General features: G+C 64.3%; 23 protein-coding genes. 18 read left to right on the top strand and 5 right to left on the bottom strand.

Going from position 1 to position 23713, the window contains the following annotated elements:
* The first annotated feature begins 134 nt into the window (after nucleotides 1-134).
* From AC6H34_RS15300 to AC6H34_RS15285, 4 genes are read left to right on the top strand one after another with little or no spacing between them, the layout of a single operon-like run.
* Complete coding sequence (locus tag AC6H34_RS15300) at nucleotides 135-1652, top strand: ABC transporter ATP-binding protein (RefSeq protein WP_497539319.1); 1518 nt, start codon at nucleotides 135-137, stop codon at nucleotides 1650-1652.
* The gene (locus tag AC6H34_RS15295) at nucleotides 1649-2812 is read left to right on the top strand and encodes an ABC transporter permease (protein ID WP_497539318.1); all 1164 of its coding nucleotides are present in this window, start codon (nucleotides 1649-1651) and stop codon (nucleotides 2810-2812) included. The genes AC6H34_RS15300 and AC6H34_RS15295 overlap by 4 nt, the downstream gene beginning before the upstream one ends.
* 4 nt (nucleotides 2813-2816) lie before the next feature.
* Nucleotides 2817-3788 carry an ABC transporter permease gene (locus AC6H34_RS15290; RefSeq protein WP_448149141.1) on the top strand — a complete coding sequence of 324 codons (972 nt, stop codon included), beginning with the start codon at nucleotides 2817-2819 and terminating at the stop codon, nucleotides 3786-3788.
* A complete protein-coding gene (locus AC6H34_RS15285) occupies nucleotides 3788-4204 on the top strand; it encodes a cytidine deaminase (RefSeq protein ID WP_497539317.1) in 417 nt (138 codons plus the stop codon). Before AC6H34_RS15290 ends, AC6H34_RS15285 begins: the two co-directional genes overlap by 1 nt.
* A gap of 15 nt (nucleotides 4205-4219) precedes the next feature.
* Here AC6H34_RS15285 and AC6H34_RS15280 read toward each other — a convergent pair whose 3' ends face one another.
* From AC6H34_RS15280 to deoA, 3 genes are all read right to left on the bottom strand, one after another.
* Entirely contained in the window at nucleotides 4220-4357 is a 138-nt protein-coding gene (locus tag AC6H34_RS15280; RefSeq protein WP_448149143.1) for a hypothetical protein, read from the bottom strand.
* Nucleotides 4358-4637: 280 nt separating this feature from the next.
* Entirely contained in the window at nucleotides 4638-5879 is a 1242-nt protein-coding gene (locus AC6H34_RS15275) for a phosphopentomutase (protein WP_497539316.1), read from the bottom strand.
* A 3-nt stretch (nucleotides 5880-5882) separates the two neighbouring features.
* Nucleotides 5883-7253: a thymidine phosphorylase gene (deoA, locus tag AC6H34_RS15270; RefSeq protein WP_497539315.1), complete on the bottom strand. Its 1371-nt coding sequence runs from the start codon at nucleotides 7251-7253 to the stop codon at nucleotides 5883-5885.
* A gap of 445 nt (nucleotides 7254-7698) precedes the next feature.
* Between deoA and fabA the strand changes: the two genes are divergently transcribed.
* The 3 genes from fabA to fabI all read left to right on the top strand — a co-directional run bounded on the left by fabA (nucleotide 7699) and on the right by fabI (nucleotide 10801).
* Complete coding sequence (fabA, locus tag AC6H34_RS15265; RefSeq protein WP_448149146.1) at nucleotides 7699-8205, top strand: 3-hydroxyacyl-[acyl-carrier-protein] dehydratase FabA; 507 nt, start codon at nucleotides 7699-7701, stop codon at nucleotides 8203-8205.
* Between the two features lie 341 nt (nucleotides 8206-8546).
* The gene (gene fabB / locus AC6H34_RS15260; RefSeq protein ID WP_497539314.1) at nucleotides 8547-9773 is read left to right on the top strand and encodes a beta-ketoacyl-ACP synthase I; all 1227 of its coding nucleotides are present in this window, start codon (nucleotides 8547-8549) and stop codon (nucleotides 9771-9773) included.
* A 188-nt stretch (nucleotides 9774-9961) separates the two neighbouring features.
* Complete coding sequence (gene fabI / locus AC6H34_RS15255) at nucleotides 9962-10801, top strand: enoyl-ACP reductase FabI (RefSeq protein WP_448149148.1); 840 nt, start codon at nucleotides 9962-9964, stop codon at nucleotides 10799-10801.
* A gap of 134 nt (nucleotides 10802-10935) precedes the next feature.
* Here fabI and AC6H34_RS15250 read toward each other — a convergent pair whose 3' ends face one another.
* Nucleotides 10936-11112: a hypothetical protein gene (locus tag AC6H34_RS15250; protein WP_448149149.1), complete on the bottom strand. Its 177-nt coding sequence runs from the start codon at nucleotides 11110-11112 to the stop codon at nucleotides 10936-10938.
* A gap of 219 nt (nucleotides 11113-11331) precedes the next feature.
* Nucleotides 11332-11529 (bottom strand): hypothetical protein, encoded by a 198-nt coding sequence (locus AC6H34_RS15245; RefSeq protein ID WP_448149150.1) that lies wholly within the window; start codon nucleotides 11527-11529, stop codon nucleotides 11332-11334.
* Between the two features lie 176 nt (nucleotides 11530-11705).
* Between AC6H34_RS15245 and AC6H34_RS15240 the strand changes: the two genes are divergently transcribed.
* The 11 genes from AC6H34_RS15240 (at nucleotide 11706) to AC6H34_RS15190 (ending at nucleotide 23617) form a co-directional block, all read left to right on the top strand.
* Entirely contained in the window at nucleotides 11706-11948 is a 243-nt protein-coding gene (locus tag AC6H34_RS15240; protein WP_497539313.1) for a DUF3297 family protein, read from the top strand.
* On the top strand, nucleotides 11945-13366 hold the full coding sequence (locus AC6H34_RS15235; protein WP_497539312.1) for a DEAD/DEAH box helicase family protein: 1422 nt from the start codon (nucleotides 11945-11947) through the stop codon (nucleotides 13364-13366). Before AC6H34_RS15240 ends, AC6H34_RS15235 begins: the two co-directional genes overlap by 4 nt.
* A gap of 243 nt (nucleotides 13367-13609) precedes the next feature.
* Nucleotides 13610-14332 carry a transcriptional regulator NanR gene (nanR, locus tag AC6H34_RS15230; protein WP_497539311.1) on the top strand — a complete coding sequence of 241 codons (723 nt, stop codon included), beginning with the start codon at nucleotides 13610-13612 and terminating at the stop codon, nucleotides 14330-14332.
* Nucleotides 14329-14634, top strand: coding sequence for a putative quinol monooxygenase (locus tag AC6H34_RS15225; RefSeq protein WP_497539310.1), 306 nt, complete (start codon nucleotides 14329-14331; stop codon nucleotides 14632-14634). The genes nanR and AC6H34_RS15225 overlap by 4 nt, the downstream gene beginning before the upstream one ends.
* 154 nt (nucleotides 14635-14788) lie before the next feature.
* Nucleotides 14789-15577 carry an HpcH/HpaI aldolase family protein gene (locus AC6H34_RS15220; protein WP_497539309.1) on the top strand — a complete coding sequence of 263 codons (789 nt, stop codon included), beginning with the start codon at nucleotides 14789-14791 and terminating at the stop codon, nucleotides 15575-15577.
* A gap of 4 nt (nucleotides 15578-15581) precedes the next feature.
* Nucleotides 15582-16631 carry an NAD(P)-dependent oxidoreductase gene (locus AC6H34_RS15215; RefSeq protein ID WP_497539308.1) on the top strand — a complete coding sequence of 350 codons (1050 nt, stop codon included), beginning with the start codon at nucleotides 15582-15584 and terminating at the stop codon, nucleotides 16629-16631.
* Nucleotides 16632-16779: 148 nt separating this feature from the next.
* On the top strand, nucleotides 16780-18441 hold the full coding sequence (locus AC6H34_RS15210; protein ID WP_448149157.1) for an extracellular solute-binding protein: 1662 nt from the start codon (nucleotides 16780-16782) through the stop codon (nucleotides 18439-18441).
* Between the two features lie 164 nt (nucleotides 18442-18605).
* Nucleotides 18606-19544 carry a carbohydrate ABC transporter permease gene (locus AC6H34_RS15205; RefSeq protein ID WP_448149158.1) on the top strand — a complete coding sequence of 313 codons (939 nt, stop codon included), beginning with the start codon at nucleotides 18606-18608 and terminating at the stop codon, nucleotides 19542-19544.
* Nucleotides 19544-20383 (top strand): carbohydrate ABC transporter permease, encoded by an 840-nt coding sequence (locus AC6H34_RS15200; RefSeq protein ID WP_448149159.1) that lies wholly within the window; start codon nucleotides 19544-19546, stop codon nucleotides 20381-20383. Before AC6H34_RS15205 ends, AC6H34_RS15200 begins: the two co-directional genes overlap by 1 nt.
* A gap of 172 nt (nucleotides 20384-20555) precedes the next feature.
* Nucleotides 20556-21656, top strand: a complete 1101-nt coding sequence (locus AC6H34_RS15195; protein ID WP_497539307.1) for an ABC transporter ATP-binding protein — start codon at nucleotides 20556-20558, stop codon at nucleotides 21654-21656.
* 2 nt (nucleotides 21657-21658) lie between these two features.
* The gene (locus tag AC6H34_RS15190) at nucleotides 21659-23617 is read left to right on the top strand and encodes a D-apionate lactonase family protein (protein ID WP_497539306.1); all 1959 of its coding nucleotides are present in this window, start codon (nucleotides 21659-21661) and stop codon (nucleotides 23615-23617) included.
* Nucleotides 23618-23713 lie beyond the last annotated feature (96 nt).

Raw genomic sequence — 23713 nt, 5'->3', positions numbered from 1 at the left:
TCCGGCCCCAGCTTCCAGGCTCTTGCGTCTGCCTGGATTGCCGGGACAAGCCTGGCAATGACAAAGAGCGAGGCTTCTTTCGACTTTTCGGTGCGATTCTCCGAACCCGCCCCCGTCCTGCTACGAGGCCGCTTTTGCCTATTGCCCTCGAATTGAAACAGATCGACAAGCGTTTCGGCCCGGTTCACGCCAACAAGGCCATCGACCTTGTCGTCGAAAGAGGCACGATCCACGGCATCATCGGCGAGAACGGCGCCGGCAAGTCCACCTTGATGTCGATCATCTACGGCTTCTACGAAGCCGACAGCGGCGAGATCTTCGTCGACGGCCAGCCAAGATCGATCCGCTCCTCCCAGGATGCCATTTCCGCCGGCATCGGCATGGTGCACCAGCACTTCATGCTCGTCGATCCGTTCACCGTCCTGGAGAACGTGATGCTCGGTGCCGAGGGCGGCGGCTTGCTGGCGCGCGGCAAGGATCATGCCCGCGGCGAACTGAACCGGCTGGAAGCGAGCTATCACCTCGAAGTTGATCCCGATGCCGTGGTCGGCGAACTGCCGGTGGGCAGCCAGCAGCGCGTCGAGATCCTGAAGGCGCTCTATCGCGGCGCCGACATCCTGATCCTGGACGAGCCGACCGGCGTCCTCACGCCCGCCGAGGCTGACCAGCTCTTCGAAATCCTGAAAGTCCTGCGCGAGCAGGGCAAGACCATCCTGCTCATCACCCACAAGCTGCGCGAAATCATGGCGATCACCGACCGCGTCTCGGTCATGCGGCGCGGCGAGATGGTGGCGACAGTCGAGACAGCCAAGACCAGCCCGACCGAACTCGCCGAACTGATGGTTGGCCGGCGTGTGCTCCTGCGGGTCGACAAGGCCGAGGCAAAGCCCGGCGAAGTGATCCTGGAGGTCAGGAACCTCACCGTGAAGGACGAGAAGGGGATCACCCGCGTCGACAACGTCTCCTTTACCGTGCGGGCCGGCGAGATCGTCGGCGTGGCGGGCGTCGCGGGCAACGGCCAATCGGAACTGCTCGAGGCGATAGCCGGCATCCGGCCCGCCACCTCGGGCCAGATTCTCCTGCGCGGCAGCAACGCCTCCGCGGCGGATCCCGCCGAACTGCGCGACCTCGGCCTTGCCCATGTGCCCGAGGACCGCATGAAGATGGGGCTGGTCAAGCCCTTCTCGGCCTATGAGAGTTCGATCCTCGGCTACCAGAACGACCCCAAGCTCGGCAACGGACCCTTCCTGAACTATCGGCGCATCATCAGCGACCTCACGGAGAAGATGGAGCGCTTCGACGTGCGCCCGCGCGACCCGAAGCTGAAGACCGCGAACTTTTCCGGCGGCAATGCCCAGAAGATCGTGCTGGCGCGCGAGATGGAGCGCGATCCGGCCCTGCTCATCGTGGGCCAGCCCACCCGCGGCGTCGACATCGGCGCCATCGAGTTCATCCATCGCCGCCTGATCGCCATGCGCGACGCCGGCAAGGGCATTCTCGTCGTTTCGGTGGAGCTCGACGAGATCATGGGCCTGTCGGACCGCATCCTGGTGATGTGCGGCGGGCGCATCACGGGCGAGCGACTTGCCAGGGACGCGACCGAGAACGAACTGGGCCTGCTGATGGCCGGGGTTTCGGGAGAGGCCGCATGAGCAGCCCGACCAGCACGCCCGGCCGCCTCTTCGCGCGCCGCAGCGCCGGCACGACACCGACGCCCGTGCCCTGGTGGGCGGACGCGATTTTGCTGCCGCTCATCAACGTGGTGATCGCCTTCGTGGTCTCCGGCATCATCGTGTGGCTGATCGTCGGCGCCGACCCGATGAGCGTCGGAATCACCATGATTCAGGGTGCCTTCGGCGATGCCAACGCCATCGGCACCACGCTCTACTACGCCACTACCTATATCTTCGCCGGTCTCGCGGTGGCGGTGGCCTTCCATGCGGGCCTGTTCAATATCGGCGTCGACGGCCAGGGCCAGATCGCAGGCATCGGCATCGCCTTCGCCTGCCTGCATCTGGGCTGGGCGCCATGGCCGCTTGCCATCCCGCTGGCGATGATCGCTGGCATGGTCTTCGGTGCGGCGTGGGCCTTCCTGCCCGGCTATCTGCAGGCCAAGCGGGGCAGCCACGTCGTCATCACCACCATCATGTTCAACTATATCGCCACCGCCCTGGTGCAGTATCTGCTCGTCCACGTGCTGATGAAGGCGGGTACGGGCGATCCGAAATCCGAGCTCTTTCCCGACAGCACCAGCCTGCCGCTGATCAGCGACATGCTGGCGGTCTTCGGCATCGAACTCGACCTCACGCTGGTGAACCTCGCCTTCCCCATCGCCCTGATCGCGGCCTTGCTGGTCTGGGCGCTGATCTGGCGCACGCGCCTCGGCTATGCCATGCGCACGGTGGGCCACAACCAGACGGCCGCCGTCTACGCCGGCATCTCGCCGGCCAAGATCATCGTCATCACCATGCTGATCTCCGGGGCCCTCGGGGGCCTGATGGGCATCAACGTGCTGATGGGCGAGCAGCACCGCATGATCATCGACTACACCGCCGGCGCCGGCTTCATCGGCATCGCCGTGTCCCTGATGGGCCGCTCCCACCCGGCCGGCATCGTGCTCGCATCGATCCTTTTCGGCGCGCTGATACAGGGCGGGCAGGAACTCTCCTTCGACAATCCGGTGTTCGACAAGAACATGATCGTGATGATCCAGGGCATCATCATCCTCTTCGTCGGTGCGCTCGAACTGATGTTCCGACCACAGCTCGCCATGCTGTTCCAGCTCTTTTCGCCAGGCCGCAAGGAGGCATGAGACCATGGATACCGTGATCATGCTCGCCAGCGTCGCGGCGGCGGCGGTCCGCATCTCGACACCCTATCTGCTTTGCTGCCTCGCTGGCCTCTATTCGGAGCGCTCGGGCATCGTGGACATCGGCCTCGAGGGCAAGATGCTGGTCGGTGCCTTTGCCGCCGCCGTCACCGCAGCGACCTACGGCTCCGCCTGGCTCGGGCTCGTCGCTGCCATCATCGTATCGATCCTGTTCTCGCTGCTCCATGGCGTTGCCTCGATTCGCTACCGGGGCAATCAGATCGTCTCGGGTGTCGCCATCAACATCCTGGCCCTCGGCATCACCGCCTTCATCGGCAATGCCTGGTACGGTCAGGGCGGCCGCACGCCCGACGTTTCCGGTGCCGCGCGCTTCCAGCCGATCGAACTGCCCGGCGCGAAGGCCCTCGAGGGCACCCCGGTGATCGGCCAGATCTATTCCGAAGTGCTCTCCGGCCATTCGATCCTGGTCTATTTTGCCTTCCTGTGCGTGCCGGTGACAGCCTGGGTGCTCTACAGGACCCGTTTCGGCCTGCGCCTGCGGGCGGTGGGCGAGAATCCGCAAGCGGTCGACACCGCCGGCATCTCCGTTGCATGGCTGCGCTACCGCGCCGTGCTGATCTGCGGCCTGCTCACCGGCGTGGCGGGCGCCTATCTCTCCACCGCCGATTCGGCCGCCTTCGTCACCAACATGACGGGCGGACGCGGCTATATGGGGCTGGCGGCACTCATCTTCGCCAAATGGCGGCCCTGGCCGGCGCTCGGTGCGTGCCTGCTGTTCGGGCTCCTGGACGCCATCTCGATCCGCATGGGATCGGGTTTCATGATCGGCGGCATGCTGGTGCCCTCGGAGTTGATCTCCTCGCTGCCCTTCATCCTTACCGTCTTCATGCTGGCCGGCTTCGTCGGGGCCGCCAACCCGCCCAAGGCGGCCGGCATTCCCTATCTCAAGGAGCGGTGATGGCCTCCCTCGACGAACTCTTCGAAGCTGCGAGGGCCGTGCGCGACCAGGCGCACGCGCCCTATTCCCGCTTCAAGGTCGGGGCGGCCATCCGTGGGCGCTCAGGAAAGATCTACGCCGGCTGCAACGTCGAGAATGCGGCCTATCCGGTCGGCGCCTGCGCCGAAGGCGGGGCGATCTCGCTGATGGTGGCAAGCGGAGAGACGGCGATCGCGGAAATCCTCGTTCTGGGCTGGACGGATGCCCATCCCGACGCTCCCGGCCTCACCACGCCCTGCGGCGGCTGCCGCCAGCGCATCCGCGAATTCGCTGCGCCCGGCACGCCGATCCATGTCGCCGGGCCGGAGGGCACAAGGCGCAGCTTCACGCTGGAGGAATTGCTGCCGGAGAGCTTCGGGCCGGAGAATCTGGGATAGCCCCGAGGCGCCCGATCAGATCATCACCAGATCGAGAAAGCTTGCAAACAGCAGGAGCACGGTTGCCACGGCCAGCGCCAGTCCCACCCAGAACTGTGCCTTGTCCTCGGCCGCCATACCGCCCTTCAATACCATGTGCATACGCTCGATCATGAAACTGCTCAACTCAACGAAGTCGGGCGTCAGGATGGAAGGGCGGTTGATGCCGGGGCGTTAACGGGAACCGAAATCGGGAAGCCGTCTGGAATCATGGTTGAGAAGGTGTGAGCAGAAGCTCGGACCGACTGTCCGTCGGCAAAACCGGCAGGCTGGCGTGCCGGAATGGATTGCCGTTCACAGGTCGGCAACTTTGGAAACGACACCTTTCGCGGACAGGGAGAAGATGGCGATCGGTGAGGGCCACTCTCGGGTCCGCGTACCGCGCCTCGCAATGTCAGGGCCTACGGACGTCTGCGCTTCCGGCCAGGAACGACTGCCCCGCCCCCCGCCAGGCCAGCCCGAGATGTTCGGCCACGCTTGCCGCCATGTCGGCGAAGGTCTCACGGCGGCCGATGGAGCCCCGGCGCTCGCCGAGCCGGGCGAGGACCGGCACGAATTCGCGCGTATGGTCGGTGCCGGTCCAGGACGGGTCGCAGCCATGGTCGGCGGTGATGATGAGCAAGTCGTCCGCACGCAGCTGCGACAGGATTTCCGGCAGGCGCCGGTCGAAGGCCTCCAGCGCCCCCGCATAACCCGGGATGTCGCGTCGATGGCCGAAGAGCGTGTCGAAGTCGACATAGTTGGCAAAGAGGAATCCGCCTTCCGGCAGGCGATGCATGGCCTCGAGCGTACGGTCGATCAAGGCATCGTTGTCCGGACCCTTGATGTTCTCTCCCGTGCCGCGATGGGCGAAGATGTCGCCGATCTTGCCGATGGTGACGACGGTGCGCCCGGCCTTCTCCATCGCATCGAGCAGCGTGTCGGCCGGCGGAGGCACCGCGAAATCACGCCGGTTCGCCGTGCGCGTGTAGCCGGAGGTTTCGTCGCCGACGAAGGGCCGCGCGATCACCCGGCCGATATTGAGCGCATCGACATGGCGCCGGGCGATCCGGCAGAGATCGAGCAGGCGCTCCAGCCCGAAAGCCTCCTCATGGGCGGCGATCTGCAGCACGCTGTCGGCGGAGGTGTAGAAGATCGGCTTGCCGGTCCTGACGCTTTCGGCGCCAAGTTCGGCGATGACCTGCGTGCCGGAGGCGTGCTTCTCGCCGAGCACGCCCGGCAGCCCGGCTTCCTTCACGATCGCCGCGACCAGATCGCGCGGGAAACATGGCTGTCCCTGCGGAAAATACCCCCAGTCGAACGGCACGGGATAGCCGGCGATCTCCCAATGGCCGGAAGGCGTGTCCTTGCCATTGGAGACTTCGGCGGCATAGCCCCAGAGGCCGTGGACGGGCTCCGTTTCGAGACCGGGTGGAAGGTCTCCCGAGGCGGCTTCAGCGGCCTTGCCGAGGCCGAGGCCCGATAGAACCGGCAGCCGGAGCGGGCCCGAACGCTTCCCATCTTCCCCAGGCCTGGCAGCGGCACAGGCCGAAGCGATGTGGCCTAGCGTATTCGCGCCGGCATCGCCGTAGCGGGCCGCATCGTCGGCGGAGCCAATGCCGAAGGAATCCATCACCAGGATGAAGGCACGCGCCATATCTCAGGCCCCCGCAATACGCTCGAGTACGGGCGGCAACGGCGCATGCCCCTCGCCGATGCGATAGGCTGCGGCCAAGGCCTCCGCCGCCCTCTTCGCCGCCTCCTCACTGCGGGCATGGACGAAGCCGATCGGCCTGTCGCCTCCGACTTCATCGCCCAGTTCCGCCAGTTCCGTGAGGCCGACCGCATGATCGACGGCGTCCTGCGGCCGAGTGCGCCCACCGCCGAGCACCACGACGGCAAGGCCCACGGCACGGGTGTTTATTTCGGCGACGCGTCCGGCCTCGTTCGCGAAGACCGGCACCGCTATCGGCGCCACCTTGAGATAGCGCTCGTGACGTTCGACGAAATCGGCGGGTCCCCCGAGGGAGGCGACCATGCGGGAAAAATGCTCCGTGGCCGCGCCGCTGTCCAATGCGTACTCGACCTTGGCCCTCGCCTCTCTGATGCCGTCTGCCAGACCGCCCAACACCAGCATCTCGGCACACAGGGAAAGCGTCACTTCCCGAAGACGCGTATCGCGGCGGGCGCCGGTGAGGAACTCGACGGCATTGCGCACCTCCACGGCATTGCCGGCGGCGCTCGCCAGGGGCTGGTCCTTCGCCGTGATCAGCGCGACGGTCGGCAGGCCGGCGCCCGTGGCAACCGTCGCGATCGACCGGGCCAGTTCCCGCGAATCCTCAAGGGTCGGCATGAAGGCGCCCGAGCCGGTCTTCACATCCATAACCAGCGCCTGCAGGCCGGCGGCGAGCTTCTTCGAGAGGATCGAGGCCGTGATCAGGGCGATCGATTCCACCGTGGCGGTCACGTCGCGGATCGCATAGACGGTCTTGTCGGCGGGAGCGAGGTCGGCGGTCTGGCCGATGATCGCAACGCCTGCCTCCTTGACCACCTTGCGGAACAGGTCGAGGTCCGGCTGCGTCGCATAGCCCGGGATCGAATCCAGCTTGTCGAGCGTGCCGCCCGTATGACCGAGGCCGCGTCCCGAGATCATCGGCACATATCCCCCGCAGGCGGCGACGATAGGCCCGAGCATGAGGCTCACATTGTCGCCGACGCCTCCCGTGGAATGCTTGTCCACCACCGGTCCAGGCAGGCCCAGCCCGCGCCAGTCGAGCACGGTGCCCGAACGGGTCATGGCACGCGTCAGGGCGATCCGTTCACCCATGTCCATCCCCCGGAAATACACCGCCATCGCGAAGGCGGCGACCTGGGCATGCGTAACGCTTCCTGCGACCAGGCCGTGCACAAAGGCCTCGATTTCGGCTGGCTCCAGCGCGGCACCGTCACGCTTTTTGCGGATGATTTCCTGGGGAAGGATGGTCAAGGCGAACTCCCTAAGCCGGCTTTCGGCGGCCTTTTGTCTGATCATCGGCTTCATAACGCCGAGTTTTTCGATTCGCGGCCCCGGCAAGCGATGAAGGCTCGCTCCCGATTCACGCGGGAATGATGCCCCGATCCAGCGAATGCCTCAAGGAAGAGAACGTCGACTTCCCCGGCCCATCGACATCGAGGCAAGATCGATGATGGCGCGGGGGCGGAGGACAAACCGGAACCTGACGATGGCGAACGGCTTCGCGGGGGAGTCCGGAAGACTGGCCCATGACGGCGCACATTCGCGCATGAGGATCTGACGATGAGGTCTTCCGACACCGCTCTCCCTCCCCGACTCTGTCGCAATATTAACCGTACATCCCTCTTGCCCATCCCTCCCACGGCTTCCCTGTTCGGTGAATGCTATGTTAAGGGGAGGCCGTGGCCCGGCGGCGCAAGCGCTTGGCCACGGGTTTTGACTGGTCGATAAGGACTGAGACGCAATGGCGGAACGCCGTTCGAGCTTTGAGTATGAAGATCTCCTCGCCTGCGGGCGCGGCGAGATGTTCGGCCCCGGCAATGCGCAATTGCCTCTCCCCCCGATGCTGATGTTCGATCGCATCTCGGAAATCTCCGAGACCGGCGGACCAAACGGCAAGGGCCATGTGCGCGCCACGCTCGCCGTCAAGCCGGACCTTTGGTTCTTCTCCTGCCATTTCCAGGGCGACCCCGTCATGCCGGGTTGCCTGGGCCTCGACGCCCTGTGGCAGATGACGGGCTTCTTCCTCGGCTGGCTCGGTCAGCCGGGCCGCGGCCGGGCGCTCGGCGTCGGTGAGGTCAAGTTCACCAACCAGGTGCTGCCGACCGTCAAGAACGTCGAGTACGGCGTCGATTTCAAGCGCGTCTTCAAAGGAAAATTGATCCTCGGCATAGCCGACGGCTGGCTAAAGGCGGATGGCACCACCATCTATGAGGCCAAGGATCTGCGCGTCGGCCTGTTCCAGGCCTGACGAGTGGCGCCGGCCACCGCCGGTTTCCCGGACCCCATCGCGCTCCCGGCGAGAGCTCGGAGGCGAAATGGTGCCGGGACGACTGCGATGGAGGATTTTATTTCACGTCGATCTGACGCATTTTTGGGCGGGACTGGAATTGGCTTGCCCTGAACAATGTGCTTTGACATGAAATCGGTGCGGCGTCTGGCCTGCTTGGTGCGGGGATCGGCGCAACGCCTGGTAGTGAGTGATCGGGGGCGGGCCTGTGCCACGTCCCGGTTGTACTGGCATTCCGTGGCCGACCGTCGCGCGCTCGCCGAAGCGCCGCGGATCCGGACACGAAACGAGAAGGGATCGCCATGAGACGTGTCGTCGTTACCGGCATGGGAATCGTGTCTTCCATCGGCAATTCGACGCAGGAGGTCCTCTCCAGCCTGCACGAAGCCCGGTCCGGTATCACGCGAGCCGAGCAGTTCGCTCAGCATGGCTTCCGCTCCCAGGTATACGGCGCTCCCACTCTCGACGCGGCTTCCGTTGTCGACAGGCGTGCCATGCGCTTCCACGGCGGCGGCACGGCCTGGAATCATGTCGCGATGGATCAGGCGATCCTCGACTCCGGCCTCGAGCAGAACGAAGTCTCGAACGAACGTACCGGCATCATCATGGGATCGGGCGGTCCGTCCACCCGCACGATCGTCGAGGCAGCCGACAAGGCGCGCGAGTCGGGCAGCTCGAAGAAGGTCGGGCCCTTCGCGGTGCCCAAGGCGATGTCTTCGACCGCTTCCGCCACGCTATCGACCTGGTTCAAGATCAAGGGCGTCAACTACTCGATCTCATCGGCCTGCGCGACGTCGAATCACTGCATCGGCAATGCCTATGAGCAGATCCTCTACGGCAAGCAGGACGTGATGTTCGCCGGCGGCTGCGAGGAACTCGACTGGACGCTGGCGGTGCTGTTCGACGGCATGGGCGCCATGTCCTCCAAATATAACGACACCCCGTCCACGGCCTCGCGCCCCTATGACAAGAACCGCGACGGCTTCGTCATTTCGGCCGGCGCGGGCGTGCTGGTCCTCGAGGAACTCGAGCACGCGAAGGCCCGCGGCGCCCGCATCTATGGCGAGGTCGCCGGCTACGGCGCCACCTCCGACGGACACGACATGGTCGCCCCTTCGGGCGAAGGCGCCGAGCGCTGCATGCGCATGGCCATTGCCAACGTCAAGGCTCCGATCGACTACATCAATCCGCATGCGACCTCGACGCCGGCCGGCGACCCGCCCGAGATCGAGGCCATCCGCAAGGTGTTCGGTTCCGGTGACAAGTGCCCGCCCATCGCGGCGACCAAGGCCCTCACCGGACATTCGCAGGGCGCCACCGGCGTGCAGGAAGCAATTTATTCACTTCTCATGATGAATAATGGCTTCATCTGCGAAAGCGCGCATATCGAGGAGTTGGATCCGGCCTTTGCTGACATGCCGATCGTGCGCAAGCGAATCGACGATGCCAAGCTCAGCCATGTCCTGTCGAATTCCTTCGGATTTGGCGGCACGAACGCGGCTCTGATTTTCAAGCGTCTCGACGCCTGAAAATAGCCGTAGAAGCCGCTTTTCGGCCGATATCGCGTAACAAAGAGACAGATAAAGTGATCGGCGAGGCCTGCAAATCGCCGGACGCCTTATCGAAACGTGGTAAAGAGGCGGAAATGCGGTGCGGTCTGCCGATTCAAGTCCGATAGCACCCAACAACTGAAGATCAGGATTTGGAGTTGCACGCCATGTTGGGGCTTATGCAAGGCAAGCGCGGTCTGATCATGGGCGTGGCCAATGATCATTCGATCGCCTGGGGCATTGCCAAGAACCTTGCCGACCACGGCGCCCAGTTGGCCTTCACCTATCAGGGCGAAGCCCTTCGCAAGCGCGTGGAGCCATTGGCCAACAGCCTCGGCTCGAACCTGCTGGTGCCCTGTGACGTGGAGGATGTCTCCTCCGTCGACGAGGTATTCAGCACCCTCGCGAGGGAATGGGGCAAGATCGACTTCCTCGTCCACGCCATCGCCTATTCCGACAAGAACGAGCTCAAGGGCCGTTACGCCGACACGACGCGGGAGAACTTCACCAAGACGATGGTGATCTCCTGCTTCTCCTTCACGGAGATAGCCAAGCGCGCGGCCGATCTGATGCATGATGGTGGCTCGATCATCACGCTGACCTATGGCGGCTCCACCCGTGTGATGCCGAACTATAACGTCATGGGTGTCGCCAAGGCCGCCCTGGAAGCCTCGGTGCGCTACCTCGCCTCGGATTTCGGTCCTCAGGGCGTCCGCGTCAACGCGATCTCGGCAGGGCCGATCCGCACGCTCGCCGGGGCCGGCATCACCGATGCCCGGCTGATGTTCAACTATCAGCGCGCCCACGCCCCTCTTCGCCGCACCGTCAGCATCGAGGAAGTCGGCGGTTCCGCGCTCTATCTGCTCTCCGATCTGTCATCGGGGGTGACGGGCGAGGTGCATTTCGTCGATTCCGGCTACAACATCATCTCAATGCCGCATCCCGAAGCCCTCAAGGCCCAGGAAGCCGCCGAGGCGAGCGTCGCCACCAAGGCCGCCGCCGAATAAGCTTCCCGGGACCGACGCAATCGACGGCGCCGCGCAGGACATATCCACAAAGACGAAGCGCGCCGCTTCCGGTAGGAAGCAGCGCGCTTTCTTGTTTCGACGATAGCCGGGTTTGTCGTGTCAGGCTTATCGGGTCAGGCAACCTTGCCGTAGATCTGCTGATGGGCATAGCGGATCATTTCGGAGCGATCGGCGCGCAGATCAACGAGATCGCTGTTGGAAAGGGTGTTGATCTCGGCAACCAGGCGACGGAATTCGGCGCGCTTGGCCAGGTGATCCTTGATGTGGGCGATGAGGCCGGCGAAAATCATGGTGAAACTCCTTCTGTTGAAGATAGTTTGGCACGATTATGTTGCATTGCAATAACCTATGCTGCAACGCAGTGACGCATAATCCGCATGGCTCTCGGCTAATTTTCGCTATTTTGCCTCAATTTTTATCAAATTGACAAAAAGCTCTGCAATTATTGCAACTCTTTGACGCATGCCCGCCCCTATCGTTGTCACGCGACCGGCTTCCCCCTTTCTTGATCACCCCTTCCTGGCAGCCAGCTCTGCATCGATTGCCGCGATTTCCTCCCGCAGCTTGGCGACGCGCTCTTCCGCCTCGCGGATCTGACGCTCATAGTGAGCGCCGCGGTTCTTCTGCACCGCCTGTACCTTCGCCTGCTTCTGGATGGTGACGATCTCCGTCAGCAGCTTCGCCTTCTTGAGGGGAAGATTGTCCATCGCTGCGCTCCTGTGCTCGACTCATGAAACGCCCTGCTTAACCGGCATTGCCGGGGCATGCACCTGATTTGCAGAAAGAAGAGCGCTTTCGACAGCTGAAAAAACACGGAATCCATTGGCATCGGCAGCGCTTGGGGGTAAGTGCGGCTTACCCTATCGTCTCGAAAGTACCTACGATGACCGACACCCTGCCCGACCGCCTCGCCGCCAACCCGAAGAGCCCGTTCTACGACGAAGCCTTGATGGAACGCGGCATCGGCATCCGTTTCAATGGCGCCGAGAAGAACAATGTCGAGGAATACTGCGTCAGCGAAGGCTGGATCCGCGTCGCGGCCGGCAATGCCAAGGATCGGAATGGCGACCCCCTGACGATCAAGCTCAAGGGCAAGGTGGAGCCCTACTTCCGGGAGAAGGAGTGAGCAGCGTCTCCCTTCTGGTTCCTCGCCTCCATCAGCTTCGGGCCCGCGATGCCATCCTTGCGGCGCGGGCGGCAGGCAGGCCCGGCTTCCTGCTCGGCGACCTGACCGGCCTGGGAAAGACGCTCTCCGCATGGCTGGCTCTTTCTGCCATGCCGGAGCAAGATGTGCTGGTGATCTGCCCCAAGGGGGCCATCCCGCAATGGCGCAGCACCATGGCGCGCTCCGGGCTGAAGCCGAAATCCGTCACCGTGATGAATTTCGAGAAGACCAAGTCGCTGATGGCGCCGCCGGCCGTCAGTTCCAAGCGCTCGACGCGCGCCAAGAACAATGAACTCGCCAAGCTCGGCACTCCCAGGCGGACCTGGCCGCTCGTCGTGATCGACGAAAGCCATCGCATCCGCAACCCAAATTCACAGCAGGGCCTCATCTGCCGGCAGATGGCCGCCGCGGCAAGCTTCACGCTCTACATGAGCGCCACGGCGGGCCAGGCGCCGCATGAACTCTCCTATCTGGCGCGGCTGCTTTCTGCTGCGACCGGAGAGAAGGGAGGCGATCTCGATGCCTTCCGCGCCTTGATGAAACGCTTGAGGATCGGTCGCGCCAAGGGGCGCTGGAAGAACTGGTCGTGGGAGGCAAACGAGCAGGATCGCAGGACGATGTCGGATCTGCTCTACAAGGGGCCGGCGGCCATCGGTCTGCGCCGCCGGCCCGAGGAAATCGCTGGATGGCCGGAAGTGCAGCGCGAGGTCACGCCGACGGCCCTGGATGCCGACAACCGCCGCCTCTATGAAGCCACCTGGCGTGAATTCCGAAAGGAGATCGGCCTGCTCGGTGGCTCCACCCGACGTGCCGCCGGCTGGGCGGCCGATCTGCGCTTTCGGCAGAAGGGCAGCCTGCTGCGCATCGCCGGCACGGCCGATTTCACAGACGATCTGATCGGGAACGGCCAGCAGGTCGCCGTCTCCGTCGCCTTCCTGGAAACCAGCGCCCTGCTTGCCGAAAAACTGAAGGGACATGGCTGGCGCGTCGGCGAGATCAACGGCACGCAGACCGGCGAAAAGAACGAGGCCGTACGCATCGCCTTCCAGAGCGGAGCGCTCGATACCGTCGTCTTCACCGTCACGGAGGCGATCTCCCTGCATCGGGGCGAAATGGCGGGCGGGGAGCGCGAACGCTCCCTCATCATCCATGACATGCGCCACAGCGCCATCCAGCTCCAGCAGATCGAAGGGCGCTGCCATCGCGACGGCCAGCATGCGGTGATCTACTACGCCTATGCCGAGAACACGGTGGAGGAGAGGATCGCCGCCACCGTCATCGCCCGCATGGCCGACATGGACGGCATGGCCGGCGACGACACGGCGATGCTCGATGCGATTGGGCGCACCATCGACGGCGCGTTAGCGGAAACGGACTGAGACCTTTCTACGTGGGCGCCGGATCGGAGCGTCGATCTCAAGCCACTTGAGCCTGCTGAAGCGGTGTGATCGGCATCCTGGAAAAGATGCGTTTGCGGACAAGGAAGAGGGTGATCGGCAATCGCTCCTCCGTGCTTGGGACGCGCGCTGGCGACAGCTCCCGCAGCGCAGCATGCAATTCCTTTGACTCGTTTCTCTCCTCAGATTAGCGTGCCCATGCCTGGTATCATAGGTATACCAAGAATGCCCCATGCAACGATAAAGCGGCGCAAGCTCTACGAGGAAGTGGCGGATGACCTGGAGCGCCTGATCCAGGAGGGCCAGTATGCGCCATCCGATCTTCTTCCCTCCGAGCGGGACCTCATGCGCCACTACGGGGTCGGGCGACCGGCCGTGCGCGAGGCCTTGTTCCACCTGCGCAAGATGGGCCTGGTACAGATCCGTTCCGGCGAACGTGCGCGCGTAACCAGGCCGACCCCGGAGTTCGTGATCGGCGCTCTGTCGGGTACGGCCCGCCATATGCTGGCCGCACCGGGCGGGGTGCAGGATTTCCAGAACGCCCGTATCTTCTTCGAAACGGGACTCGCCCGGTTCGCGGCCCTGTTCGCCACGGAGGAGGATCTCGCCGATTTCAAGACGGCGCTGGACCGGAACGAAGCCGCGATCGGCGATCTCAAGCGTTTCCGCGAGACGGATGTCGCCTTCCACTATGTGCTGGCCGTCATTCCAGGCAATCCCATCTTCACCGCCATCCACGCCGCCCTTGCCGACTGGCTGCTCGAGCAGCGCCAGACCACGCTGGCACCGGCCCGGGACGCGGCTATCTACAAGACCGTCTTCGAGGCCCATCGCGCCATCTACGAGGCCGTGGCGGCTCGCGATCCGGACCGGGCCGAGAAGGCGATGCGGGACCACCTCGAATATGTCGCGCAGCGCTACACTGATATCGTGGAGGGCCGGCAATGAGTGGCTATGTCGTCATGGTCGACTTCCGCCTCAGGCCCGGCACACTCCGCTCCTTCCGTCCCCTGGTCGACCTCAATGCGCGGCTCTCCGTCCAGCAGGAGCCCGGCTGCCGGCGCTTCGACGTGGTCGAGCCCGACGACGAGACCGACAGGATCACGCTGTACGAGATCTATGACGACCGGGCGGCCTTCGACGCCCACATGAAGACCCGGCATTTCCTCGCCTTCGATGCCGAGAGCGCTGAAATGGTTGCCAGCAAGAAGGTGACGACGGGGAGCCTCGTCTGCGAAGGCTCGTCCTGACGTCCAAGAAGACTTTGAAATCGCGAGCGGAACAACCGCCGCGCCTCGTCGCGACAGGGATCGATTGGTTTGCCGACGAATAATCGCGGCAAGCAAACTGATTTCGAGAATGCAGGCCCGGTAAACGGGCGAAGACATTTTTGGAGGAAATCGAATGACGGACCACGGCCTCAAAGCCATGGCGCAAACCCGGGCGCCGAAATTCGGGCATTTCATCGTGGAATTTGCGACACCCGGCATCGGCCACATCCTCAAATCGGCCGGTTGCGACTTCGTGCTGTTCGACCTCGAGCATTCGGGCTTCCATTTCGAGACCGTGAAGAGCGTCGTCCGCTACTTCGAGGCAGCCGCCCTGCCCGCCATCGTGCGCGTTCCGTCTAAGGAATATCATCATATCGCCCGCGCCATGGATATGGGCGCGGAGGGCCTGATGCTACCGATGGTCAACAACGCCGCGGAGGTCCGCCATATCCTCAACTCGATGAAGTACCATCCCCAGGGCGGGCGCGGCGTGGCCTTGCAGGTGGCGCATGACCGCTACGCGCCCGGTTCTGTCGCCGCGAAGTTCGCAGCAGCCAACAAGCGCTCGACCTTCTTCTGCCAGATCGAAACGGCCGAGGGCGTCGACAATGCCGACGAACTGGCATCGATCGACGGCGTCGATTGTCTCTGGGTCGGTCATTTCGACCTGTCCGTGTCGTTGGGCATTCCCGGCGAGTTCGAGCATCCGGCGTTCAGGGACGCGATCGCCCGTACTCATGCGGCCTGCAAGAAGCACGGCAAGTCGCTCGGCCGCCTTGTGCCCAATGTCGAAACCGGCATCCATCTCGTCAGCGAGGGTTTTGATTTCATTTGCTATTCCGGCGACGCGTGGGTGCTTCAAGCCGCACTTGCGGAGGCGATGACCCGCCTTCGCGAGGGGACGAGCAGCAAGCGGAGCTAGAACCATGCCCACACCTTTCCGCGTTGCCATTTCCGGGGACTTCAGAAAGGCCGACGGCTCGCCGACCTATCCCGACTTCGATCTCGAGCCCCTCAGGAACGCTCCCGGCGTCGAGATGGAATTCCTGGAGGTCGCCAATCCCCTGCGTGCCGAACAACTGGAGAATTTCGACGCCCTCATCCTTCTCACCCATCGCTTCAACGCCGACAGTGTTCCCGCAAGCGGGCGCCTCGCCGTGGTGGCGCGCTTCGGCGTCGGCTACGACACGGTGGATGTCGATGCCTGCACCCGCGCCGGCATCGCCCTCGCGATTACGCCGGACGGCGTGCGCCGGCCCGTCGCCGTCTCCATCATCACCCTGATGCTGGCCCTCACGGGGAAGCTGATGGTCAAGGACAAGCTGACGCGCCAGGCGTCCGAGGGCTTCGCGAAGCGCTCGGAGCACATGGGCGTCGGCCTCGTGGGCCGCACCATCGGCTCCCTCGGCATCGGTAATATCGGAGCCGAGCTGTTCAGGCTGCTGAAGCCCTTCGACATGAGGTTCATCGCCTACGACCCCTATGCCGACAAGGCCATGGCGGCGGGACTCGGCATAGAACTCGTCGGGCTGGAGGATGTCTTCCGGCGCGCCGACATCATATCTGTGAGCTGCCCATTGACGCCCGAGACTCATCATCTCGTCAATGCCGAGCGCCTATCCCTGATGAAGCCGACCGCCTACCTGATCAACACGGCGCGCGGCCCGATCGTCGACCAGAAAGCCCTTACCAGGATATTGCAGGAGGGCCGCATCGCAGGCGCGGGGCTCGACGTGCTGGAACAGGAGCCGCCGGACCCCGACGATCCCATCCTCAAGCTCGACAACGTCATCCTGGCGCCCCACGCATTGTGCTGGACGGATCAATGCTTTGCCGGCAATGGAGCGGCGGATGTCGCTGCAGTCCTCGCGGTCCAGCACGGCCGCGTACCGCGGGGCGTAGTCAATCGGGCAGTGCTGGAAAGCGAGGCCTGGAAGCGGAGAATGGCGGAATATCGCGAGAAATTCGGGGGATAGTGACTTCGACGCCGCGCCAATTCCGGCGGGATCCATCTCACCCCGCCGGTGCAGGAGCGCGGAACTGCCGGGATATCCGGGCGCCTTCGCATAAGACATGTCTCGGCCGAAGCGCCCTCGGGACGAGACGATCGGGAGGACCAAGACGATGAACGAGCGTGAGAGACGTGATTTCGAGCAGGGCCTGGCTGAGGAGGTGGATGCCTTCCTCGCCGGCAAGCCAACGCGCCGAACCTTCATCAAGCGGTTCGGCCAGATGATGGGTATGATTCCCCTGGCCGGTCTCGCCCTGCCGGCCTGGGTGGACGAGGCCCTGGCCCAAGCCGCCATCGATCTCGCGGACGCTTCGACGCCGCTCGGCAAGGCCCAGGCTGCAGCCATGAAGGCTTCGACGGAGGGGCCGGCGGACGGCTCGGCCTATCGGGCCGTACAGGCCGCCAAGCAGTATTCTGGCGTCACGCTGAACATGACCTACGAGGCCGGCCTGCAGGCGCTCGATCCGCGCAATTTCTCAGGCCCCGTCTGGGAGAAATTCACCGGCATCAAGTCCAACGTGGTCGAACTCTCCCATCCCGACCAGTATTCCAAGCCGATCGCGGAGCATATCGCGGCCTCGGGCGCCTACGACATCCTCGACATCGAGCCCGCCTGGACACCCTCGCTTGCCGATGGCGGGGTGATCGCCCCGCTGGACGACTACATCGCCAAATATATGAACAAGGCGGATTTCGACGACTATCATCCCCTCTACAAGGCTCTCCCGACCTACAAGGGCAAGACCTGGGGCTTCTTCGACGACGGCGACATGTTCGCCCTCTACTATCGCAAGGACATCTTCGAGGACGCCAAGCTCAAGGACGCCTACCAGAAGAAGTTCGGCAAGGCGCTGGAGGTGCCCAAGACCTGGGAGGACTATGCGCAGGTTGCCCAGTTCATCACGGATCAGCTCCAGCCCAACGTCTATGGCGCCGGCCACTTCCGCAAGGCAGGAAGCCCCGGCAACCAGTTCGACTTCCTGCAACAGTTCCGGGCCAACAAGGGCGTGTTCTTCGATGAGAGCATGAAAGCCCAGCTTTCCTCGCCGGCCGGCATCAAGACGCTCGAGAACATGATCGCCGCCAACAAGGCCTCGATCCCCGGCAACAACGAACTCGATGCCGTCTCGCTCTGGGCCGCATTCCTTCAGGGCAAGGTCGCCATGATCTATTCCTGGCCACCGTCGGGTCGCATGGCCGCCAACTATTCTCAGAGTGCCAAGGCGATCAACTTCATCCCGCAGTCCTCCGTTGCCGGCAAGGTCGGGTACGCGGTGGTTCCCGGAGGCCACCCCGAACACGCCACGGGCTATTCCAAGGCATTGACAGCGGATTCGCCCAACGCCGAGGCGGCATACCTCTTCATGCAGTGGGCCACTTCGCCGCCGGTCTCGCTGGCGCGGACGATGTTGCCTTATTCGCTGCGCGATCCCTATCGGCTCTCACACTTCAAATCGGAGGAGTATCGCGCGCTCTGGCCGGATGCGAAGGACTATCTGGTCAATCTCAACAATTCGGCCAACGTCGGCCTGCTCGACATGATCATGCCCGGCTGGCAGGACTATGCCCTGTCGCTCGACCGCATGTGCTCGTCGGTGTGGGCCGGCACAGATCCCAAGACGGCGCTGGAAACCGCTGCCGCCGAATGGGACCAGACGACCGAGCGCCTAGGCGTCGACAGCCAGAAGGCCTTCTTCGCCGAATACAACAAGCTGCCAGGCTCCTCGGCCGACCATACCGTCGAATCGATGGGCATGGCGGTGAAGATGGATTGAGCGAGTTGGCGAGCGGCTTGCGCCCTCTCTCGCCGGGGAAGCCATAACAAGGTTTGGAGGGGGTGCCGGCTGCGGTCCCCCTCTTCGCCCCCGACGCATATCTTCGTGCGCGACCTCCCGGATCGGCGGGGGGTCCCAGCGTTTCTCTCGTCCAGGTGGCTCGGATGATGCAGACGGCCCGCTCCCTCCCGCCCACTCGCACGCCGGCGAGCGCTCTCGTGCGTCTCTCCGAATGGAGCGACCGGCATTTCAAATGGCTGCTTGTGGCGCCGGCCGTGCTGCTGATCCTGGCGCTGTCGGTATATCCGCTGCTGTTCTCGATCTGGGTCGCCTTCGTCAACTACGATTTCCAGATCCCCGGCCATGCCTTCGTCGGGCTGAAGAACTTCTCGCAAGTGGTGTTCGACCCCGTGGCGCGATGGTCGCTGATCCTGACGGTCGGGCTCTCGGCCGTCAACGTGATCGTCGAGTTCGGTCTCGGCCTGGCTCTGGCGCTCGCCATGGTGCGCAGCTTTCCCGGGCGCGGCCTCATCATGTCGATCCTGATCATCCCTCTTTTCATCAGTCCCGTAATCGTCGGCCAGGCCTGGGCGCTGATGCTCCAGCGACCCTTCGGGCCGACCAACTATGTGCTTTCCACGCTCCTCGGCCACGATGTCACCATTTCCTGGCTCACCGAGACGCCGTGGCTCTACATGTCGCTCGTCATCGCGGACGTCTGGCAGTGGACGCCCTTCATGTTCGTCATCCTGCTGGCGGGGCTCACCGCGATCCCCGCCAATCAGTATGAAGCGGCCGAACTCGATGGCGTCGACAGCTGGCTCGCCTTCCGGGCGATCACCCTGCCCCAACTCGCGCCGATGATCCTGCTCGCGATCACCTTCCGCCTGCTCGACGCGATCAAGCTGTTCGATACCATCTTCATTATGACGGGAGGCGGGCCGGGCACGAAGACCTACACCTCCTCCTTCTATCTCTACACAGTCGGCTTCACCCAGTTTCACATCGGGCAGGCAACAGCGGGAGCCTGGATCTTCCTGATCTTCACCGCGGCCGTGGTGAGCCTGCTCGTGAGACGCCTTCTGAAGACGGAGGAAGCGTGATGGCGAATTCGATGCCGAAATGGCGCCGCAAGGGCATGGCCGGCCGCATGATATTCGTCGGCCTGTTCCTTCTCTTCGTGCTGGCGCCGCTCTACTGGATGTTTATCACCTCGATCAAGCCGAGCGACGACTACCTGGCCGTGCCGCCGGTCTGGTTTCCGAAGGAGCCGACGATCGTCCACTACACGGCGGCGCTCTTCGCCTATCGCGGCATGCAGGGCCTGATCAACAGCCTGGTTATCTCGGTGGCGGCGACCGCGCTCTCGGCGCTGTTCGGCACCATGATGGCCTATAGCCTGGCGCGCTTCGGCACGGGCGGAAAGCACCTTTCCTTCTGGGTGCTCTCGCAACGCTTCCTTCCGCCCATCGCCGTGGTGCTGCCGATCTTCCTGATCTATCGCGGCTTCGGCCTGCACGACACGCATCTCGGCCTGATCGTCGCCTATACCGTCTTCACGCTGCCGGTGACGGTGTGGATGATGTTTGCCTATTTTCGCGGCCTGCCTCGGTCCATGGAGGACGCGGCGCTGGTCGATGGCTGTACCAGGTGGCAGGCCTTCTGGCGCGTTGCGGTGCCGCTCTCGGCGCCAGGGATCGTGGCTGCGGCCGTGTTCGCCTTCATCGCCTGCTGGACCGAGTTCTTCTTCGCGCTGATCCTGACCAGCCGCAACGCCTTCACGCTGCCCACGGTATTCCGCGCCTTCCTGGGCTTCCAGGGCGCGCAATATGGCGAGGCGAGCGCCCTTGCTATCGTCTCGCTGGTGCCTTCGATCCTGCTGGGCGTATTGGCGCAGAAACACCTCGTACGCGGATTGACCCTGGGAGCGGTGAGAGGGTGAGGAATGGTCCCTGTTTCGAATGCAAGGCCCGAGAGATCGGCGCGGCACCTCGCGTCCATCCTCTTCGCGCGGGCGGCGCGAGAGGACTTCAAGGTCGCTCCACCGTCTCTCTCAAGGCCTGCCGCCCCTCGCCCCACTGGATTTTCAAAGCAAGACCTGCGCCGGAGGACTCATGGCTGATGTTCTGATCAGCGGCCTGCACAAGAGGTATGGCGCCTATCACGCCGTCAAAGGCATCGATCTTGCCATCGCCGATGGCGAATTCACCGTACTGGTCGGCCCGTCCGGCTGCGGTAAGTCCACGCTGCTGCGCATGATTGCCGGCCTCGAGGACATTTCCGACGGGCAGATCGCCATCGGCGGCGAGGTGGTCAACGACATGCGCCCGCGGGACCGCGACGTCGCGATGGTGTTCCAGGACTACGCGCTCTATCCGCACATGAAGGTGGCGGAAAATATCGGCTTCGGCCTGCGTGCCCGGAAGATGCCGGCCCCCGAGATCGAGGCGCGCGTCGGCCGGGCTGCCGCCATGCTGGGGATCACGCCGCTGCTGGGCCGCTATCCGCGCCAACTCTCCGGCGGGCAGCGCCAGCGTGTCGCCATCGGCCGCGCCATCGTGCGTAATCCGCGGATTTTCCTGTTCGATGAACCGCTGTCCAATCTCGACGCCCAACTGCGCGAGGAGATGCGGGGCGAGATCAAACGACTGCATCAGGATATCAAGACCACCATGATCTATGTCACGCACGACCAGATCGAGGCGATGACCCTGGCTGACCGCATCGTGCTGATGCGCGACGGAATCATCGAACAGACCGGCGCGCCCCTTGACCTTTTCGAGAAGCCGGCCTCGCGTTTCGTCGCCGGCTTCCTCGGCTCGCCGCAGATGAGTTTCGTGCCGGGCACGCTCGTGCGCCGCGAAGGGGGCGAGGTCGTCCGGCTTGCCGGCCCGGTCGACGGCCTGCCGCTTCCCGTCGGACGCCTGCCGGTCGATGCCCCGGATGGAATGCCCGTCCTGGTCGGCATCCGTCCCGAACACATGAGCCGCGCTGGCACATCGGCCCCCGCCCCGGGTCATGTGCGGATCGATGCGGAAATCGAACTCCTGCAGCCGACCGGCTCGCGCAGCTTCGCCACGCTACGCCTCGGCGGCACGCCAGTCCTGGCCGAACTGCAGGCTCACGATGTCAGTCGGCCGGGTGAAAGGATCCCGCTCGACATCAACCTCAATCGCGCGTCATTGTTCGACGCCGCAACGGAGAAAGCATTGTGACGATGTCCGAACCCAGTCTCGCCATCCGCCTATACGGTACCGAGGAAGCGGCGCCGGAAACCCGCCTGCTGAAGGCCGGCGTGCTCTCGGCTGAACTGGATGGCGGCGCGCTACGCTCCATTCGCTTCGGCGGCGTCGAGATGATTCGCGCCATCGCCTTCCTGCTGCGCGACGAGAACTGGGGAACACTGTCACCGCAGATCGACGATCTTTCCGTGCGCGAGGATGGTGGCGGCTTCAGCGTTTCCTACCGCGCCACCTGCGAGGACGCGAAGCGCAAGCTGGTCTACGACACCCGTATTTCGGGTACCGCCGATGGATCGCTCGATTTCGAGGTCACCGCCCATCCCCACACGGACGTGCTAACCAACCGCACGGGCTTCATCGTTCTGCACCCGCTTGTCGGCGTAGCCGGACGTCCGGTGAAGGTGCAACATGTCGACAGCCCGGACGAGACGTCCGCTTTTCCGGACCGCATCGATCCGATGCAGCCGTTCCTCGACATACGCTCGCTCTCGCATGAGGTGACGCCAGGCACCTGGGTCACCTGCACGATGACAGGCGACACCTTCGAAATGGAGGACCAACGCAACTGGTCGGACGCCTCCTACAAGACCTATGTACGTCCCCTTGCCCGGCCATGGCCCTACATCTTGAAGCAGGGCGAGCCGATCACCCAGGCGGTCAGGCTTTCCGTCAGCGGCGCGGCGCCGGCCGCTTCGACGCAGGCGAATACCGGGGCGGTGAACGTCACGCTCGGAGGCGAAGGCAGCGGCAAGCTGCCGGTCATCGGCATCGGCGTTCCGGCGGAAGAAGCGCCGCACGCCCTCCAGGAAGTCGAGCGGCTCAACAGGCTCGGCGCCAGGTTCCTGATCTGCGAAGTCGACTGCCGGCGCGGCGACGGCCTCGCGGAAATGCAGGCATATCGCAAGCTTTCCGAGGCGCTCGGAGCGCCGGTGACGCTGGAAATCGTTACGCCTGGCAGCATGGATCCGGCGGCCGACCTGAAGCCGGTCGCCGAGGCAGTCAGGGAATCGGGGTTGAAGCCGGCGGCGGTCGAGATCTTCCCGGCCCAGGACATGAAGTCGGTGCTGCCGGGCTCTCCCTGGCCCGAGATGCCGACTTTCGAGGCGATCCTCGGCGCCGCACGCGAGGCCTTCCCGGGCATCCGGCTTGGCGGCGGCATGGCAACCTACTTCACCGAACTCAACCGCAAGCGGCCGCCGGCCGCCCTGCTCGATTTCGTCACCCACACGACCTGCCCCATCGTGCATGCCGCCGACGACCGTTCAGTCATGGAGACGCTGGAGGCGCTGCCCTATATCTTCCTCTCCACCAAGGCGTTCATGGGCGAGATGCCCTATCATGTCGGCCCCAGTACGATCGGCTGCCGCGAGAACCCCTATGGCAACGCGACCACGCCGAATCCGGACAACCGGCGCACCTGCCTCTCGCGTCTCGACCCGCGCCAGCGCAGTCAGTTCAATGCCGCCTACACGGTCGCCTATGCCGCTGCCTGCGCGCGCGGCGGCGTCGACGCCCTCGCCATGGGTGCGCCGACCGGCCCGTTCGGCTTCATCCACCGCAGACTCGCGGCCTCCGCCCCCTTCTTCGAAACCCAGGCGAACGGGGTGTTCTATCCCGCATTTCATGTCATGGCCGCGCTCGCCGCCGACAGCGGCGCCGCCCTGGTGGATGCGGACTCGGACAGGAAGAGCGCCGTGGAAGCCTTCGCCTATCGCCGCGAGGGCAAGGGCACCGTGCTCTGGCTCGCCAACCTGACGCCGACAGCGCAGGAGGTGGCGCTGCAGGGGGCGGACGGCGCGAAGATCGCGATCCTCGACGATACGAAGTTTGCGGATGCCGTGGCGGGGAAGGAGATCTTCGCGGAGGCCGGGGCTCTGGGCGGCGGGCCTCTCAAGCTCGGTGCCTACGCGGTGGCGCGGGTGACGCTGCCCTGACACGATGAAATGGCGGTCGGAGACCGCCACTTCGCGCTGGGCCTACCGGTCGAAGAGCCGGAAGCCATGGATACGCCCCCTCGGGAGGATGCATAC

The sequence above is a fragment of the Labrys sp. ALF-8 genome (assembly GCF_059699065.1).
This window is presented reverse-complemented; position numbering and strand designations above follow the sequence as displayed.

Coding starts and splice junctions, on each gene's coding strand:
- fabI (WP_448149148.1), top strand. CDS start 9,962: ATGTTGGGGCTTATGCAAGGCAAGCGCGGTCTGATCATGGGCGTGGCC.
- deoA (WP_497539315.1), bottom strand. CDS start 7,253: ATGATCAGACAAAAGGCCGCCGAAAGCCGGCTTAGGGAGTTCGCCTTG.
- fabB (WP_497539314.1), top strand. CDS start 8,547: ATGAGACGTGTCGTCGTTACCGGCATGGGAATCGTGTCTTCCATCGGC.
- AC6H34_RS15280 (WP_448149143.1), bottom strand. CDS start 4,357: ATGATCGAGCGTATGCACATGGTATTGAAGGGCGGTATGGCGGCCGAG.
- AC6H34_RS15295 (WP_497539318.1), top strand. CDS start 1,649: ATGAGCAGCCCGACCAGCACGCCCGGCCGCCTCTTCGCGCGCCGCAGC.
- fabA (WP_448149146.1), top strand. CDS start 7,699: ATGGCGGAACGCCGTTCGAGCTTTGAGTATGAAGATCTCCTCGCCTGC.
- AC6H34_RS15285 (WP_497539317.1), top strand. CDS start 3,788: ATGGCCTCCCTCGACGAACTCTTCGAAGCTGCGAGGGCCGTGCGCGAC.
- AC6H34_RS15190 (WP_497539306.1), top strand. CDS start 21,659: ATGTCCGAACCCAGTCTCGCCATCCGCCTATACGGTACCGAGGAAGCG.
- nanR (WP_497539311.1), top strand. CDS start 13,610: ATGCCCCATGCAACGATAAAGCGGCGCAAGCTCTACGAGGAAGTGGCG.
- AC6H34_RS15200 (WP_448149159.1), top strand. CDS start 19,544: ATGGCGAATTCGATGCCGAAATGGCGCCGCAAGGGCATGGCCGGCCGC.
- AC6H34_RS15205 (WP_448149158.1), top strand. CDS start 18,606: ATGATGCAGACGGCCCGCTCCCTCCCGCCCACTCGCACGCCGGCGAGC.
- AC6H34_RS15275 (WP_497539316.1), bottom strand. CDS start 5,879: ATGGCGCGTGCCTTCATCCTGGTGATGGATTCCTTCGGCATTGGCTCC.
- AC6H34_RS15240 (WP_497539313.1), top strand. CDS start 11,706: ATGACCGACACCCTGCCCGACCGCCTCGCCGCCAACCCGAAGAGCCCG.
- AC6H34_RS15195 (WP_497539307.1), top strand. CDS start 20,556: ATGGCTGATGTTCTGATCAGCGGCCTGCACAAGAGGTATGGCGCCTAT.
- AC6H34_RS15250 (WP_448149149.1), bottom strand. CDS start 11,112: ATGATTTTCGCCGGCCTCATCGCCCACATCAAGGATCACCTGGCCAAG.
- AC6H34_RS15290 (WP_448149141.1), top strand. CDS start 2,817: ATGGATACCGTGATCATGCTCGCCAGCGTCGCGGCGGCGGCGGTCCGC.
- AC6H34_RS15215 (WP_497539308.1), top strand. CDS start 15,582: ATGCCCACACCTTTCCGCGTTGCCATTTCCGGGGACTTCAGAAAGGCC.
- AC6H34_RS15225 (WP_497539310.1), top strand. CDS start 14,329: ATGAGTGGCTATGTCGTCATGGTCGACTTCCGCCTCAGGCCCGGCACA.
- AC6H34_RS15210 (WP_448149157.1), top strand. CDS start 16,780: ATGAACGAGCGTGAGAGACGTGATTTCGAGCAGGGCCTGGCTGAGGAG.
- AC6H34_RS15220 (WP_497539309.1), top strand. CDS start 14,789: ATGACGGACCACGGCCTCAAAGCCATGGCGCAAACCCGGGCGCCGAAA.
- AC6H34_RS15245 (WP_448149150.1), bottom strand. CDS start 11,529: ATGGACAATCTTCCCCTCAAGAAGGCGAAGCTGCTGACGGAGATCGTC.